We start from the raw sequence: 14,827 nt of genomic DNA, 5'->3' as shown, positions 1-14,827 counted from the left end.
GGTGTGGGGCAGCGGCGTCTTCAGGCCATGTTCGGCTGGCCGTTGGACGCGCTCAGGCCGCCGTCGACCGGCAGCGCGACGCCGGAAACAAAGCTCGCGTCGTCGCTGGCCAGGAAGGCGACCACCGCCGCGATCTCCGACGGGTCGGCGCCGCGGCCCAGCGGGATGCGCTCGCGGAATTTCGCCATGAGCTTGCGGTCCTTCTTCATGTCCGCGGTCATGGGGGTGAAGGTGAGGCTCGGGCACACGGCGTTGATGCGCACGCCGTCTTTTCCGTGGTCGAGCGCCAGCGCCTTGGTGAGGTTCACGATCGCGCCCTTGGAGGCGTTGTAGAGCGCCATGCCCCAGTCGCCCCCCAGGCCCGAGACCGAGCCGGTGTTGACGATGCAGCCCCTGCTCGCGATCAGGTGCGGCATGGCCGCACGACAGCCGTGGAACACGCCGCCCGCGTTGATCGCCATGATCCGGTCCCAACCGTCCAGTGGCGCCTCGGTGACGTTGCCGTCGATGGCGATGCCGGCGTTGTTGAACAGCACGTGCAGCGCGCCGAAGCGCTTGACGGTGGCATCCACCAGCGCCTGCACCTGCCGGTACTTCGACACGTCGGTCACCTTGACCAGCGTGCGCTCCGGCGGGAGGTCTTGCGCCACCTGCTCGAGCTTGGCCCGGTGGTCACCGGCCAGCACCACGCTGGCGCCTTCCTGCGAGAAGCGCCTCGCGGTGGCCTCTCCGATGCCGCTGCCGGCCCCCGTGACGATGACGACCTTGTCCGTGAAACGCTGCATGCTGGGGCTCCGGGGCGATGTGAAAAGCGCGACTCTGCGCCGGCGCGCATGCCGCGCGTGTCAGCCCGCAGCGGCATCGGTGTGGGAGAAAGCCGATGCCTTGGACCGGCCGGGGCGGCTGGCCGTCTTCATGCGCTCACCTGTCTGGCGCGCCGAACGTCCCTAGCCTTCGCCACGCCCGTCACCGGAGCGGTCCGCCACCCACTGCACCGCCAATTCCCGGGCCCGAAGCACCGCCTCCGAGGCCACGGAAAATCGCTGCTGATCGAGTTGGAGCGTCCGGATGTCGTTCGTGGGCGGCACGCGGTAGCGCACCGTCGCGTGAAAGCTGCCATCCGGCAGCTGTTCGGCGCTGCACAGGAAAACCCACCCGTCATGCCGGAACTCGTCCATGGCGTCGAAGGGATGACCTTCTGCATCTGGCGAGGCCACTAGGCGCTCCCGTCGCGCCGCATCGCCATGTCCATCCAGGTGGCATGCAGCACGTCGAGTTCACCGACCTTCAGCGTCATCGCCTCGGCGTCGAGCCTGGCGCCCGACGTGACGCTGCGCATCATCTCGGCGTGTTCGTCGTTCGCGCGCTTCCAGGCCTCGTGGGCCTCGGTCAGCTTGTCGGGGGTCGGCATCAATGCACCTTCTCCGCGGCCACGGTGGACGCGACCGGTTCGGTGTTTCCGGCGGCATGCGCTTCTTCGAGGTCGATCTGCTCCAATCGAAGTTCTGCCTCGGTGCGCGCCTGCGCCACCCGTTCTTCGGTCACGGCGTTCTCGTCTTGCGGGGTTGTCAATGGCATGGTGTGCGTCTCCTGGTTGATGGCTCACGCTACCTCGGTCGACTGCGCCGACCCTGTAGGAATTGCGCGCGCCTGCCGTGTCGCCACGTTCGAGGAGGTGCAGCGACCAAGGCGGCGCGCCCTCCTCTTGCATCTTTACGGCGCAGGCATAGGGTTTGGCTTCAACTCCAGGAGAAGCCCATGAGCGAAAAGCGCAACGAAGGCAACGAAGCGGGTGATGCAGAAGCCCCTCCCCCGACCGGGGAAAATCGACCCGCGGCGCCCCCGCGCGCGCATGAATCGGCAGGCCGCGAAGCGCTGATACGGGACGCCGCCTATGCCCGCTACCAGGACCGTGGCGCGGAAAGCGGCCATGAGGTCGAGGATTGGCTTGCCGCGGAGGCAGAGATCGAGGCGGCGGAGGCCGCATCTGACGGAAAGCGTACGTGAGCAGACAGGAGCGGCATGCAAGCCCGGACGAGCAGCGTTGAAAGACTGGAGATCACCACCGACGCAGGTGACACCGTTTCCGCGGAGGCGACACGGCCGCCTCGGGCCGAGGCGGCCTTCGTGTTCGCACACGGCGCAGGCGCGGGCATGGCCCATCCCTTCATGACGGCGGTCGCACAAGGCCTGGCCGAGCGGCACATCGCGTGCCTGAGATACCAGTTCCCCTACATGCAGGCGGCCCGACGGCGCGTCGATGCCGCCCCCGTCGCCCACGCCGCCGTGCGCGCGGCCGTTGCCGCAGCGGCTTCGCTCTGGGGGCCGCTGCCGCTGTTTGCCGGGGGCAAGTCGTACGGCGGGCGCATGACCTCGCAGGCGCAGGCCATCGCGCCCTTGCCTGGTGTCGCCGGCCTGATCTTTCTTGGTTTCCCGCTGCACCCCTCGGGCCAACCCGGCACGGTACGTGCGCAGCACCTGGCCTCGATCGACATCCCGATGCTCTTCATCCGTGGGACGCGTGACGCGTTGGCGGAGGCCCCGCAGTTCGATCCGGTGATGGCGCAGCTGGGCGCCATGGCGTCCCGTTTCGACATCGCAGAGGCGGATCACACGTTCCACGTGCTCAAGCGCAGCGGGCGGAACGACGAGGACGTCCTCGACGAGGTCCTGGATGGATGGGCCCTCTGGACGCAGGCCTGGCGCATCCGCCCTTCGCCGGCCTGAGCGCGCCGTGCTGGCGCTGGACCGCCGCTGTTCCTGGGCGCGTCCGGTCAGCGCCGGGTCTCGGTGCCTTCTTCCCTGCCATCGGCTTGCGACAGCAGCCGGGCCGCAGCGGTTGCGGCAATCTCCAGGCGCTTGACGTCGCGCGCATCGAGGGTCGTGTTCGCCTGGAGGTTGAAGCCGCACAGCATTCCATAGAGCCGACCGTCGGGCAGGTGCACGGGGACGCCGATATGCGCGGCCAGCGCCTTGTGGTCGGCCGACAGCCCCTGCCCTTCCGCGATGGCCTGGACGCTGGGAATCCATGCCGGCAAGCGGCCGTCCAGAATGCGCTGGCAGATGGTCTCTTCGAGCGCGTTCGAGGCGCCGTGTTCGATGGGCGGCTTGGCCAGCGACGAGCTGACATAGCTGAAGAACCGTCGCCCCTGGGCGATCTTCCCCACGAAGACGACTTCCAGCTGCATCGATTCGCGCACGACCTGCAGCAGTTCGCCGACCGCACGCGCCACCGAGACTTCTCCCGCAAGAAAAGCGGCATCGGCGGAGACCAGGTGCACGCCCGCATCGCGGCCGTGTTCGGGCGCTGGTGCGGGGTGGGCGGGCGCGGCGGTGGTCATGGGCAGGCGCGGATCGTAAGCGTTGGAAGACGTCCGATGCATGCTTTCGCTGCCGAAAAAGGTCTTTCTAGGTGACTTTCAAGGAAGTCATCACATCGTTGTCACGCAATAGTTCTCTCTATGACCCAGGCTGTCGGTCCATCGACGCAATCAGCAGCGCCACGGCCGGCGCAGGCATCGGCCAGGCAGGGCCACCCGATCTGCCTCGCAGGTGTCGCCGTTCATGTCGAGATGGTCGACGGCCGTCTTCAGCGGCCGCCAGCCTCAATCCACCGGCATCGCACTGCCAGCGGCCTTCCACTCGGGGATTTGCGAAATCGTTTGTGCCTGGTTCAAGCCGGCACCGTGCGCGCAGCACTTCCGGGAACTCAGCCCTCGGGATAGGGCGGCACGTGTCCACCCAAGGAGAGATAGCTCGCAACGCTCAGCATCAGGGGAATGTCGACCTGGCTGGTGTCACGGGGAACCAGGTCGTAGTGGCAGAGCGTGCCAACCACCTGCCCCGCGTTGTCCAGCACCGGAACCCCCGAGTAGCTCAGCACGGCCTGCCGAGCAGGATGCCGAGCGAGGCGCTCGTCCACCATCGCGTTGGGGGTCTTGAACGGTTCACCGCTTTCGCGGACGTAGCAGCAGTACGTCGCGGTGTCCGCAACCTCGGACGCCGTCTCGACCGACGGGTCCTCGCGGTCATAGTGCACGGCTGCGTTGGCCTTCCCGTCCTTGAAACGCCAAATGCCGATGAAGCGAAAGTCGGAGCGTCTCGCCAGCTTCGCGAGCGCTGGACGCAGGCCGTCGCTCCTCAGCGTGACCACAAAATCAGCGAAGGCTGCGCGCGCTTCGGGGCTCAGTGGGGGCGGTGTCGAAGGCGCCGTCGAGGGCGTTGAGGCAGTGGGCATGGGCCATGGTATCCCGAGACCAGCGACAAATCACTTGCGCCCTCTTCCTCGACGAGGGCGTGGACAGCAGGACGGTCGCACTGGAAAAGCGCCTACATCTGGCGGCCGCACGCTGAGGCACTCTTCAGTATCAAAAAGGGGATACGGGATGCGGTTCTTGGAGGCGGAGAGAGGTTCATTCACACAAGACTCGCCCGCTCAGCTTGCCAGGGAGCGAAGGGTATTTCTGGCGGCTTTCATCGCAACGCTGGTGATGGGTTTCGTTTTTCGGCTCTAGTGTCGTCACCCCATCCCGCGTAGCCTCTCGCCGATGCGCACCGACGAAGGCCCTGTGGCAGCGACCACGCAAGAGTCCTGCTGTCGCCGGGCCTTTCCCTTACACGGACGCGTGTCTTCTTACAACACACTGCGCAGATGTCACGCCGCCTAGAGAAGATTGCCCGCATCCAAGCCCTGTCCGCAGAGGAAGGCACCCGGCAACCGACCGCGGCGGCGTGGCTCCAGGAACAGGACCGGAAACATCGAATGCGCGTGCGGTCGGTCGGCGTGACGCGGCTGTCGGCCATCCTTGGGCGATTTCCCCTGCTGGCATTCTGAGCGAGCCGGCTGTTCATTGCGCGTGCCACGCTGTGGGCCGTGTGAAGGAAGCCGTCAGCGTCTTCGCCGTCCGGATGGCTGGCTTTGATTCAATGCATCGAGCACCGATTGGGTGAGCTCGACCCGCTCGGACAGTCTGGCGTTCAGGCGCTTTGCCTGCCGCCTTCGCAAGCGAATGCCTGCAATGAACAAGGCAACCAAAGCCAAGGTTGCGAAAATTTGGGTATAGGTCATCTGTTCTTCCTGGACCCTGCTGTACGCAGTCGCCTTGAAAACGGTTTCATCCTCCTTCGGCCGCAGCCACGCGGCGTGAAGTTTTTCACCAGCAGAGAGGGAGGCGACCGCCTGTTGCGAGTGGAACGCCGGCACGTTGCCTGACGTTGAGGGCCACGCGCCCTCACCTGGCGCCGTTTCGAACGCCTCGACCGGCGCCAGGCGCATCGCGGGGGGGCCTGAACAAGGGCAGCCATGGGCCCGACACCCCTCTCGCCAACGTTCTTCACCGCGGCATCTACTGCTGCACCAATTCGACCCGTCGATTGCGCGCGCGCCCGGCATCGTTCATGTTGCTGCCGAGCGGCGCGAGCGATGCAACGCCCTTGGCCACCATGCGCTGTGGATCGATCTTCAGCGCCGCCAGCGCCTTGATCACCGCGTCGGCGCGCCGTTGCGAGAGTTCGAGGTTGGCGGCGAGCCCGCCCTGGTTGTCCGTGTGGCCGACAACGTAGACGCGCAGCGCGGGGTTTGCCGCGAGCAGCCGGGCCATCTCGTCGAGCGACGGCCGGGACTCCGGCTTCACATCGGCCTTGGCCGTGTCGAAGTAGACGCCGTAGATGGCGACCCGGCCGTCGGCATCGAGGCCCTTCTTCAACTCCGACGCGCTGAGCACGCTCACCTGCCCAGTGGCCATGGGTCGACCCTCGACGATCTGCTGGTAGACGAGTGTCCGCTTGTTGGCGGGGTCTTCCACCACCCACAGCAGCACATGCACATCGCCCTCGGGGCCCGACCGCCGAGCGAGCAGGTAGCGATTCTTCTCGTCGAAGCTCGCCGCGAAGCCCGCCGGCATCACCCTTGCGCTGTTGGCGAGATAGCCGCCCATGTCCCGGCCGCACGCGTCCGCTGCGCACTGGAACACCGTCTGGAAGCCGCCGCGGCTCAACGCCTGCTCGTAGTTGCGCATCACCTCCAGCGCGGTCTTCTCGCCCTCGATGGCGTAGCCGATGCGGGTGATCTTCCCCTCGACCTTCGCGAGCTCGCCCGCGCCGATCTTGTCGACCGCAAGAATCGCCTTGGCGGGCAAGACGGCTTCATCGAACGCACTGACCTTGTAGTCCAGGATCGCCGCGCCCTTGAAGCGGCTGAGCAAGGGATGGTCCTTCGCGCCGGCCGCGTCCGCTGCGACCGCCCATGGGCTGGCGAACAGTGCGTGGGCCGCACAGGCCGAGAGGATGAGGCGATGGATCGGATGCATGTGTCCTGAGGGTTTCGTGAAGGCTGTGGCTGTCGTCGCAGGTGCGGCGCTCTACGAAAATTCTAGGGGCGAGGGGAAAGGGGCGGGATGACTTTAGTCACTCCAACCAGGATCCCTTGGGGCGTGAGATCCAAGTTGCCTCGCGACATCGGCGTCCCGCGAAAGGGGGGCCAGTTTGAAAGCTCGGTTTTGGATCGGGGCGTCGAGACCGTCGGGCTCCGCGTGCGGCGGTGCTTCAGCGAGACAGGCCATCCCTGCAAGATTGCAGGCCACAGCAAGCCGCTACGGCGCAGTCGGCAATGCGGGTCTCGTTCAGGCTCCCCCCGCCCAGCGTTGAATATCTCGACCGGCGCGAGGCGAATCGGCGCCTTGCCCTGTTCGGCCGCTCCGTCCAGCCACTCATGCCAGACAACCCACTCGCGCGCGCAATCCAAAGGCGGACTTCCCGTTTCCTGACTTGCGCGCGAAGGCCGCGACCGAACTCGACGATGAGTGCACAACACCCGGCGCGCAGTCACTGCTCGGTCATGCGACCGAAGGCATGACAGCGAACCGAATGCGTCACAAGGGTGAGAGAAAAGTCCGGCCGTTGCGTTACGAGCCGGGAATTGCGGAATTAGGTGCGTTCCGCAAGTTGCGCTCTTGAGTCCGTAGCAAAGGAAGTCAAGCAGCGCAACGAGAAAATGATGGTGGGACGTGCGGGGGTCGAACCCACGACAAACGGATTAAAAGTCCGCTGCTCTACCAACTGAGCTAACGTCCCGGATCGATTCGCATCGATCTTGGTATTTTTGCAGGCTTCGTATCCAGCAAAGCCTGCGATTATAGCGCGAGGTTTGAGGCGATTTTGTCCATCACCCATCCAGCTGCGCATTGACCGAAGGTCGCGGTCACGCTGACCACCGAACCGTAGCCGTGGCAGTTGAGCGAACCGTCGCCGTCGACGATCGCGCAGGACGCATCGGGGGGCGCCACGCTCTCGCGGCTGAACACGCAGGCGACGCCGATCTTCTTGCCTTCGCGCGGCGCACCGTGCTCCTTGCGGAGGCGATTGCGCAGCTGGGCCAGCAAGGGGTCGTGCGTGGTCAGCGACAGATCCTCGATCTCGACACGGTGCGCATGCCGCTTGCCGCCGGCCGCACCGACCGTGACGAAGGGCGTGCGCGTGACGCGTGCCCAGGCGGCCATCGCCACCTTCGCGCGCACCTGGTCGCAGGCATCGATGACCGCGCTCAAGGGGCCGCTGGCCTGCTCGGCGGCAGCCACCAGTTGGAGCCAATTGTCGGGCTCGACGAAGTCGTCGAGCGCCAGCACCTGGCAGTCCGGGTTGATCTGCGCGATGCGCTCGCGCATGGCCGTCACCTTGGCCTGGCCGACGGTCGAGGCCAGGGCGTGGATCTGGCGATTGATGTTGGATTCGGCGATGTGGTCGAGGTCGACCAGCGTCAGCCGGCCGACACCGCTGCGCGCCAGGGCCTCGACGGTCCAGGAGCCCACGCCGCCGATGCCGGCCACCAGGACGTGCGCCTCGCGAATGCGGCGTGCACCCTGCACGCCGTAGAGGCGCTCGAGCCCGCCGAAGCGGCGCGCCGCATCGACGTCATCGACAGGGGCGAGCACCGGCCCGGCGTGGTCCATGGGCAGCAGTCCGCCCTACTTCAGGCGCGACAGCCGCTCGCGGCCTGCCTGGGCGGCTTCGGACTGCGGATAGGCCTTGGTGAGGTCTTCCAGCGTGCGCCGTGCGGCGCGCGTGTCCTTCAGTTCGATCTGGCAGTTGGCGATCGACAGCACGGCCTCGGGGGCCTTCGCATGATCGGGCGCCAGCGACAGCATCGAGCGGAAATTGGCGATCGCTTCGTTGTAGTTGCGGGTCGCGTATTGGGCGTTGCCCAGCCAGAACAATGCCGACGGGTTGTAGCCGCTCTGCGGATAACGCTTCACGAACTCGGCAAAGGCAGTCTGCGCCTGGGCAAACTGCCCGCCGCGGAACACGCCGAGCGCCGCATCGAAGTCGGCCTTTTCCTTGGGGTCGGCCGTGAACTCGCGCCCGTCCACCGCGACCTTCGCCGGCTCGCTCTTCTTGATGCGGTCGTCGATGTCGGTCTGGCGCTGCTGGAGTTCGGAGATGGTGCGCGCCAGTTGCTCGTTCTGCCCGGTCATGCGTTGCATGTCGCCGCGCATGGCTTCGATCTGGTTCTGCAGGTCGAGCAGGCTGCGGCGCAGCTGCGCGTTGTCCTCGGTGAGCCGCTGGTCGGTCTGCGTGCGCATGGCTTCCACCCGCTGGCGCAAATCGAGGATGGCGCGGCGCGCCTCGTCATCCTCAAACAACGCAGCGTTGGCACCGAAGGACATGCAGACCAACGCAGCCGCCAGCGCGGCGCTGCGCAAGCCTAGACGACTGCGCATCATCAACGGTAGGTGATCTCGGCGCGGCGGTTCTGCGCCCAGACCGACTCACCGGAACCTTGCGCAGCGGGCTTTTCCTTGCCGAAGCTCACGGCCTCGACCTGGTTGTCGTTGACACCCAGCAGGTTCAGCGCGCGACGCACGGCTTCCGAGCGCTTCTGGCCCAGGGCCAGGTTGTACTCGCGGCCGCCGCGTTCGTCGGTATGACCTTCGATCGAGATGCGGCGTTGGGCATTGGCCTTCAGGAAGCGCGCATGGCCGTCGATCAGCGCCTGGTACTCGGGCTTGACCGTGTAGCTGTCGTAGTCGAAGAACACGATGCGTGCGACACCCACCGGGCCGGCCGCGTTCTGCGCGTTCGGATCGATGGTGACAGGCGCCACACCGCTGGCGGCACCGCCGCTGCCGGAGCCTTGGCCGGCCCCGCCAGTGCTGTCCACCACGGGGGTGTCGTTCAGCTTGGTGCCCGAAGAGCAACCAGCAATCAGGGCCACGATGGCCAGCGAATAGAGCGTACGTTTCAACATTTCGAACTCCTCAAGTGAATCATTGCTTTTGGAACGGACCCCAGTCCGGTTCCCGGATGTCGCCTGCCTGGCCAGCAAGCCGTGCCTTGATTTTCCCGTCCAACGTGGTCGTCATCAGTGCTTCGCGGCCTTGCAGCTGCGTCGCATAGACGAGGAGTTTGCTGTTGGGGGCAAAGCTCGGGCTTTCGTCGGCCGAGGTATCGGTGATGGCTGTCACGTTGCCGGTTGCCAACTCCATCACGTGGAGTTTGAAGGCACCGCCTACGCGGGAAATGTAGGCCAACCACCGGCCATCCCCGCTGACAGAAGGTGAAATGTTGTAAGTGCCGCTGAAGGTGACGCGCGTCGGCGCGCCTCCGCTGGCGCCCATCTTGTAGATCTGCGGGGCACCGCCGCGGTCGCTCACGAAGTAGATCGTGCTGCCGTCGGCCGAGAACACCGGCTCGGTGTCGATGCTGTTGCTCTGCGTGAGCCGGCGCGGCTCGCCACCGCTGGCCGGGATCGTGTAGAGCTGCGAGCCGCCATCGCGGCTCAGCGTGACGGCCAGCGAGTTGCCATCGGGCGCCCAGGCCGGCGCGCTGTTGGAGCCGCGGAAATTGGCCAGCAGCCGGCGCTGGCCGGTCGAGACGTTGTGCACGTACACCACCGGCTTGCGCGACTCGAAGGACACGTAAGCCAGCTGCGTGCCGTTGGACGACCAGACGGGCGAGATGATGGGCTCGGGGCTGGCCAGCGCGGCCTGGGAGTTCTCGCCGTCGGCATCGGCCACCCACAGGTTGTAGCGGCTGCCGCTCTTGGTCACGTAGGCGATGCGGGTCGAGAAGATGCCCTTCTCGCCGGTCAGCTTTTCATAGACGTAGTCGGCGATGCGGTGCGAGGCAAGCCGCAGGTCGCCCTGCGGCACGGTGTAGCTCTGGCCACCCAGGTCCTGGCCGCGCACCACGTCCCAGAGGCGAAAGCGCACGTCGAAGCGGCCATCGGCGAGCTTGCTCACGCTGCCCACGACCAGCGAATCGGCGGTGCGCTGACGCCACAGCGTCAGGTCGGGGCGCGAGGCTTCGTCGAGCGCCTGGCCCGAGGCATCGACACCGCGGAACTGGCCGCTGCGCTCGAGGTCGGCCTGCACGATGGCGGAAATCTTCTGCGGCGACGCGTCCTGGCCCTTGAACGGCACCAGCGCGATCGGCAATTGCGTCAGGCCCACGCCCGACACCTCGACCCGGAACTGGGCCAATGCGGGAACCAGGGGGGAGGCAGCCATGGCCGCAACCAGGGCGCGACGGGCATTGAATGATGAAGAAGGAGGCAGGGCGAGAACGGGCAACAGCTTTTTCATGCAGTTCGGAGAGGTTTTCGGCGACAAAGTTTCACCGAGGGTTTCTACCGGGCGTCGGCAAACCGCGATGGTACACATTGCGCCGGCCATTCCTCGGGAATCGGGGCAAGCCATCTGCTTGCTCCTACAAAAAAGATGGCTTGGACCGCGCCCGTAGAATCCGCCGCCATGCAGCCTTCCCCTACCGGTGACACCGTGCGTCCCCCCTTGACGCGACGCCTCGCCCGACTGATGAGCTGGTTCGGGGGCTCGCGCCGCTGGTGGTCGCTGGCCATTGGTGCCGCGATCCTGGCCGCCCTCACCGAACCCCTGATGCCGGCCCTTCTCAAGCCCCTGCTCGACCGCGGCTTCAGTCGCGGCCAGCTGGCACTGTGGACCGTGCCGGCCGCCATCATCCTGCTGTTCGCGGTGCGCGGACTGGCCCAGTTCGTCTCGCAATACGCGCTGGCGCGCATCGCCAACGACGGCATGCAGCGCCTGCGCCGGGTGCTGTTCGAGCGGCTGCTCACGGCCGAACTCGCGCTGTTCTCGCGGCAGTCGGCCAGTGCGCTGTCGAACACCGTGGTCTACGAAGTGCAGACCGGCTCGATGCTGCTGGTGCAGGCCTTGCTGGGCCTCACACGGGACGGCTTCACGCTGATCGCCCTGCTCTTCTACCTGGTCTACCTCAACTGGAAGCTCACGCTGATCGTGGGCGTGCTGGTGCCCGGCGTGGCCTGGATCATGAAGGTGCTCTCCAAGCGCCTGTACCACCTCACGCGCCTGGGCCAGACGGCTACCGATGACCTGGCCTACGTGGTGGAAGAAAATGTGCTGGCGCATCGCATGGTGCGTCTGCACGGCGCGCAGGCCAACCAGATCACGCGTTTCGAACGGCTGAGCCAGACGCTCAACCGGCTGGCCGTGAAATCGACCATCGCCTCGGCCGCCATGACGCCGCTGACGCAGCTGCTGGCGTCGGTGGCGCTGTCGGTGGTGGTGATGATCGCGCTGTGGCAGAGCAACGAACAGGCGCTGACGGTGGGCGGCTTCGTGGCCTACATCACGGCCATGCTGATGCTGATCGCGCCGATCCGCCGGCTCGCCGACATGGCCAACCCGATCACGCGCGGCCTGGCGGCGCTCGAACGCGGCGTGAAGCTGATCGACGACGTCGCCTCCGAGACCGGCGGTCGCTTTGCGCTGCCGCGTGCCGAAGGCCGGATCGAGCTGCGCAAGGTGCAGGTGCGCTACCGCGGTGCCGAAGAAGCCGCGGCGCTCGACGGCATCGACCTGTCGATCGCGCCCGGCGAGATCGTGGCCTTCGTCGGCCCGTCGGGCTCGGGCAAGACCACGCTGGTCAACCTGCTGCCGCGCTTCGTGCTGCCCAGCGGGGGTCAGGTGCTGCTCGATGGGCAGGACCTCGATGAATGGCAACTGAGCAGCCTGCGCACGCAGTTCGCGATGGTGAGCCAGGACGTGGTGATGTTCAACGACACGCTGGCCGCCAACGTGGCGCTGGGTGCCGAGGTCGACCGCGAGCGCGTCGCGCATTGCGTGGCCGCGGCCAACCTGAGCGAGCATGTCGCCGGCCTGCCCCACGGCATCGACACCGTGCTGGGCCACAACGCGACGCAGCTCTCGGGCGGCCAACGCCAGCGCCTGGCGATCGCCCGCGCGCTCTACAAGGATGCTCCCATCCTGCTGCTCGACGAAGCCACCTCGGCGCTCGACACCGGCTCCGAGCGCCTGGTGCAGGAAGCCCTGCAGCGCCTGATGCAGGGCCGCACCACGCTGATCGTCGCGCACCGCCTGTCGACCATCCAGCATGCCGACCGCATTGTCGTGATGGAGCACGGCCGCATCGCCGAGCAGGGCAGCCACGACCAGCTCATGGCGCTCGATGGGCTGTATGCGCGACTGCAGACGCGCGCGGTCAGCACGACCCCGCCCGGCCAGGCGCCCACGATCTGACCGCGCGGCGGGCGAAGAGCCGCGCCCGTTCGCGAAGCACCGCGGAACCGGCTTTGCCGGGTCGCCGGGGTGTTGTCCCGCAGGGGATGGCGGCTACACGAGGCGAGCCGCCACGGCGCTGGTCATAGCAAGACGATGTCGAACTGCCCTTGCCCCATGGCCGGCTCCGACTGCAGCGAGATCGTCTTGCCGATGAAGTCGCTCAGGCTGGCCAGATGCTGGCTCTCCTCGTCGAGCAGCAGCTCGATCACCTGCGGCGCGGCCACGATGCGGAACTCGCGTGGGGTGAACTGCCTCGCCTCGCGCAGGATCTCGCGCATCACGTCGTAGGCGGCGCTGCGGGCGGTCTTCACGATGCCCTGGCCGCCGCAGGCCGCGCAGGGTTCGCACAGCATGTGGGCCAGCGATTCGCGCGTGCGCTTGCGCGTCATCTCGACCAGGCCCAGCGGCGAGAAGCCGCCCGCGCTGGTCTTCACGCGGTCGCGCGCCAGCTGCTTGCGGAACTCGCCCAGCACCTGCTCGCGGTGCTCGTCGCGGCCCATGTCGATGAAGTCGACGATCACGATGCCGCCCAGGTTGCGCAGTCGCAATTGCCGCGCGATCGCCTGGGCCGCCTCGAGGTTGGTCTTGAAGATGGTGTCGTCGAAGTTGCGCGCACCGACGAAGCCGCCGGTGTTCACGTCGACCGTGGTCAGCGCCTCGGTCTGGTCGACCACCAGGTAGCCGCCCGACTTGAGGTCCACGCGCCGGCCCAGGGCCTTGGCGATCTCCTCGTCGACCGAATACAGGTCGAAGATCGGCCGCTCGCCCTTGTAGTGCTGCAGCTTGTCGGCGGCCTGCGGCATGAACTCGAGGCCGAACTTGCGCATCGACTCGAACTGCTCGCGCGAGTCGATGCGGATGGTCTGGGTGTCCTCGCCCGTCATGTCGCGCAGCACGCGCTGCAGCAGGCTCAGGTCCTGGTGCAGCAGCGACATCGCGGGCAGCTTGCCCGAGAGCTCGCGGATGCGCGACCAGGTCTTGCGCAGGTAGGCGATGTCCTCGGCCAGCTCGGCGTCGCTCGAGTCCTCGCCGTTGGTGCGCAGGATGAAGCCGCCAGTGTTGGCCGGCACCACGCCACCGCTGTCGGCCGCAGCCGCGGCATCGATCAGCGCCTGCATGCGGTTGCGCAGCTTCTCGCGCTGCTCCAGCGGGATCTTCTGCGACACGCCGACGTGGTTGTCCTGCGGCAGGAAGACCAGCAGGCGCCCGGCGATGCTGATCTGCGTCGACAGTCGCGCACCCTTGGTGCCGATCGGGTCCTTGATGACCTGCACCAGCAGCGACTGGCCTTCGAACACCTGTTTCTCGATGGGCACGATCGCCCCGCCGCGGTGGTCGCGCTCGGGCATCTGCGCGCTGGGCCGCGAGCCCGGCGTGAACGGCGCCACGATGTCGGCCACGTGCAGGAAGGCCGTGCGGTCCAGGCCGATGTCGATGAAGGCCGACTGCATGCCCGGCAGCACGCGCGAGACCTTGCCCAGGTAGACGTTGCCGACCAGGCCACGTTCGAGCGTGCGCTCGATGTGCAGCTCCTGCACCGCGCCGTGCTCGACCAGCGCAACGCGGGTTTCCTGCGGCGACCAGTTGATCAAAATATCCTGCATGACGAGAGCTCCCGCGATCAGTTCTTGAGCAGACCGACGCTGCGCAGCAGCGCGGCGGTCTCGAACATGGGCAGTCCCATGATGCCCGAATAGGAGCCGCCGATGTGTTCGACATAGGCCGCGGCCGCGCCCTGGATCCCGTAGGCCCCGGCCTTGCCCAGCGGCTCGCCGCTGGCGGCGTAGCGCGCGATCTGCGCGCGCGTCATGGGCGCGAAGCGCACCCGCGACACGTTGAGCGCCGCATGCCGGCTGCGGCCCTTCTGCACCGCCACAGCCGTGAGCACACGGTGGGTGGTGCCGGCCAGCCGGGCCAGCATGCGCTCGGCATCCTTGGCGTCCGCAGGCTTGCCCAGGATGTCGCGGCCCAGCGCGACCGTGGTGTCGGCACACAGGATGGGCGCATTCGGCAGACCCAGGCGTCGGTGCCGCGCCACGGCCGCATCGAGCTTGAGGGCGGTCACGCGCTGCACATAGGCGGTCGGCGACTCGCCCGGCAGCACGGCTTCGAGCGCTTCGGCGTCCTCGTCGGGCGCCGCGAGCAGCAGTTCATGGCGCACGCCGAGCTGGCCCAGCAACTGGGCGCGGCGCGGGCTCTGCGAGGCGAGGTAGAGAAAGGCGTCGCTCATTCGATCACTTCCGCACGGCAACGCG

Annotated in this window: 17 protein-coding genes and 1 tRNA gene; 3 read left to right on the top strand and 15 right to left on the bottom strand. The window is 67.0% G+C overall.

The features are described 5' to 3' along the window. Positions 1–20: 20 nt before the first annotated feature. The 4 genes from K0H49_RS22990 to K0H49_RS22975 all read right to left on the bottom strand — a co-directional run bounded on the left by K0H49_RS22990 (position 21) and on the right by K0H49_RS22975 (position 1,578). Positions 21–785, bottom strand: coding sequence for an SDR family NAD(P)-dependent oxidoreductase (locus K0H49_RS22990; protein ID WP_219217448.1), 765 nt, complete (start codon positions 783–785; stop codon positions 21–23). A gap of 162 nt (positions 786–947) precedes the next feature. After that, complete coding sequence (locus tag K0H49_RS22985) at positions 948–1,178, bottom strand: hypothetical protein (RefSeq protein ID WP_219217446.1); 231 nt, start codon at positions 1,176–1,178, stop codon at positions 948–950. A gap of 38 nt (positions 1,179–1,216) precedes the next feature. Then, complete coding sequence (locus K0H49_RS22980) at positions 1,217–1,411, bottom strand: hypothetical protein (protein WP_219217444.1); 195 nt, start codon at positions 1,409–1,411, stop codon at positions 1,217–1,219. Continuing rightward, positions 1,411–1,578 carry a hypothetical protein gene (locus K0H49_RS22975; protein ID WP_219217443.1) on the bottom strand — a complete coding sequence of 56 codons (168 nt, stop codon included), beginning with the start codon at positions 1,576–1,578 and terminating at the stop codon, positions 1,411–1,413. Before K0H49_RS22975 ends, K0H49_RS22980 begins: the two co-directional genes overlap by 1 nt. A gap of 180 nt (positions 1,579–1,758) precedes the next feature. Here K0H49_RS22975 and K0H49_RS22970 point away from each other — a divergent pair, with 180 nt between their 5' ends. Both K0H49_RS22970 and K0H49_RS22965 read left to right on the top strand, forming a co-directional pair. Further along, positions 1,759–2,007 carry a DUF2934 domain-containing protein gene (locus K0H49_RS22970; RefSeq protein WP_219217441.1) on the top strand — a complete coding sequence of 83 codons (249 nt, stop codon included), beginning with the start codon at positions 1,759–1,761 and terminating at the stop codon, positions 2,005–2,007. Positions 2,008–2,022: 15 nt separating this feature from the next. Continuing rightward, positions 2,023–2,727: an alpha/beta hydrolase family protein gene (locus tag K0H49_RS22965; protein WP_219217439.1), complete on the top strand. Its 705-nt coding sequence runs from the start codon at positions 2,023–2,025 to the stop codon at positions 2,725–2,727. Between the two features lie 47 nt (positions 2,728–2,774). Here the strand turns inward: K0H49_RS22965 and K0H49_RS22960 are convergent, their stop codons facing one another. The 9 genes from K0H49_RS22960 to tolB all read right to left on the bottom strand — a co-directional run bounded on the left by K0H49_RS22960 (position 2,775) and on the right by tolB (position 10,502). After that, entirely contained in the window at positions 2,775–3,341 is a 567-nt protein-coding gene (locus K0H49_RS22960) for a GAF domain-containing protein (RefSeq protein WP_219217438.1), read from the bottom strand. Between the two features lie 368 nt (positions 3,342–3,709). Beyond that, on the bottom strand, positions 3,710–4,237 hold the full coding sequence (locus K0H49_RS22955; protein ID WP_219217436.1) for a GAF domain-containing protein: 528 nt from the start codon (positions 4,235–4,237) through the stop codon (positions 3,710–3,712). Positions 4,238–4,888: 651 nt separating this feature from the next. Continuing rightward, on the bottom strand, positions 4,889–5,275 hold the full coding sequence (locus tag K0H49_RS22950; protein ID WP_219217435.1) for a hypothetical protein: 387 nt from the start codon (positions 5,273–5,275) through the stop codon (positions 4,889–4,891). A 70-nt stretch (positions 5,276–5,345) separates the two neighbouring features. Continuing rightward, the gene (locus tag K0H49_RS22945; RefSeq protein ID WP_219217433.1) at positions 5,346–6,308 is read right to left on the bottom strand and encodes an OmpA family protein; all 963 of its coding nucleotides are present in this window, start codon (positions 6,306–6,308) and stop codon (positions 5,346–5,348) included. A gap of 687 nt (positions 6,309–6,995) precedes the next feature. After that, positions 6,996–7,071 (bottom strand) — tRNA-Lys (locus tag K0H49_RS22940). 59 nt (positions 7,072–7,130) lie between these two features. Continuing rightward, positions 7,131–7,946 (bottom strand): tRNA threonylcarbamoyladenosine dehydratase, encoded by an 816-nt coding sequence (locus tag K0H49_RS22935; protein WP_219217431.1) that lies wholly within the window; start codon positions 7,944–7,946, stop codon positions 7,131–7,133. Between the two features lie 15 nt (positions 7,947–7,961). Further along, positions 7,962–8,717 carry a tol-pal system protein YbgF gene (ybgF, locus tag K0H49_RS22930; protein WP_374122404.1) on the bottom strand — a complete coding sequence of 252 codons (756 nt, stop codon included), beginning with the start codon at positions 8,715–8,717 and terminating at the stop codon, positions 7,962–7,964. After that, positions 8,717–9,241: a peptidoglycan-associated lipoprotein Pal gene (gene pal / locus K0H49_RS22925; protein ID WP_219217427.1), complete on the bottom strand. Its 525-nt coding sequence runs from the start codon at positions 9,239–9,241 to the stop codon at positions 8,717–8,719. The genes ybgF and pal overlap by 1 nt, the downstream gene beginning before the upstream one ends. A gap of 19 nt (positions 9,242–9,260) precedes the next feature. Then, complete coding sequence (tolB, locus tag K0H49_RS22920; protein WP_257625078.1) at positions 9,261–10,502, bottom strand: Tol-Pal system beta propeller repeat protein TolB; 1,242 nt, start codon at positions 10,500–10,502, stop codon at positions 9,261–9,263. 243 nt (positions 10,503–10,745) lie between these two features. On the opposite strand from tolB, the gene msbA reads away from it, so the two are divergent. Then, positions 10,746–12,530: a lipid A export permease/ATP-binding protein MsbA gene (gene msbA, locus K0H49_RS22915; RefSeq protein ID WP_219217425.1), complete on the top strand. Its 1,785-nt coding sequence runs from the start codon at positions 10,746–10,748 to the stop codon at positions 12,528–12,530. Between the two features lie 122 nt (positions 12,531–12,652). On the opposite strand, the gene rng is transcribed toward msbA, so the two are convergent. Together rng and K0H49_RS22905 are read right to left on the bottom strand one after the other, a co-directional pair. Next, the gene (gene rng, locus K0H49_RS22910) at positions 12,653–14,176 is read right to left on the bottom strand and encodes a ribonuclease G (protein ID WP_219217423.1); all 1,524 of its coding nucleotides are present in this window, start codon (positions 14,174–14,176) and stop codon (positions 12,653–12,655) included. 17 nt (positions 14,177–14,193) lie between these two features. Beyond that, positions 14,194–14,802 (bottom strand): Maf family protein, encoded by a 609-nt coding sequence (locus tag K0H49_RS22905; RefSeq protein ID WP_219217421.1) that lies wholly within the window; start codon positions 14,800–14,802, stop codon positions 14,194–14,196. Positions 14,803–14,827: the final 25 nt, after the last annotated feature.

This window comes from Variovorax boronicumulans, assembly GCF_019352895.1.
GTDB lineage: Bacteria > Pseudomonadota > Gammaproteobacteria > Burkholderiales > Burkholderiaceae_C > Variovorax > Variovorax boronicumulans_A.
The sequence above is the reverse complement of the archived record's forward strand: the minus strand, read 5'-3'. Positions and strand labels throughout refer to the sequence as shown.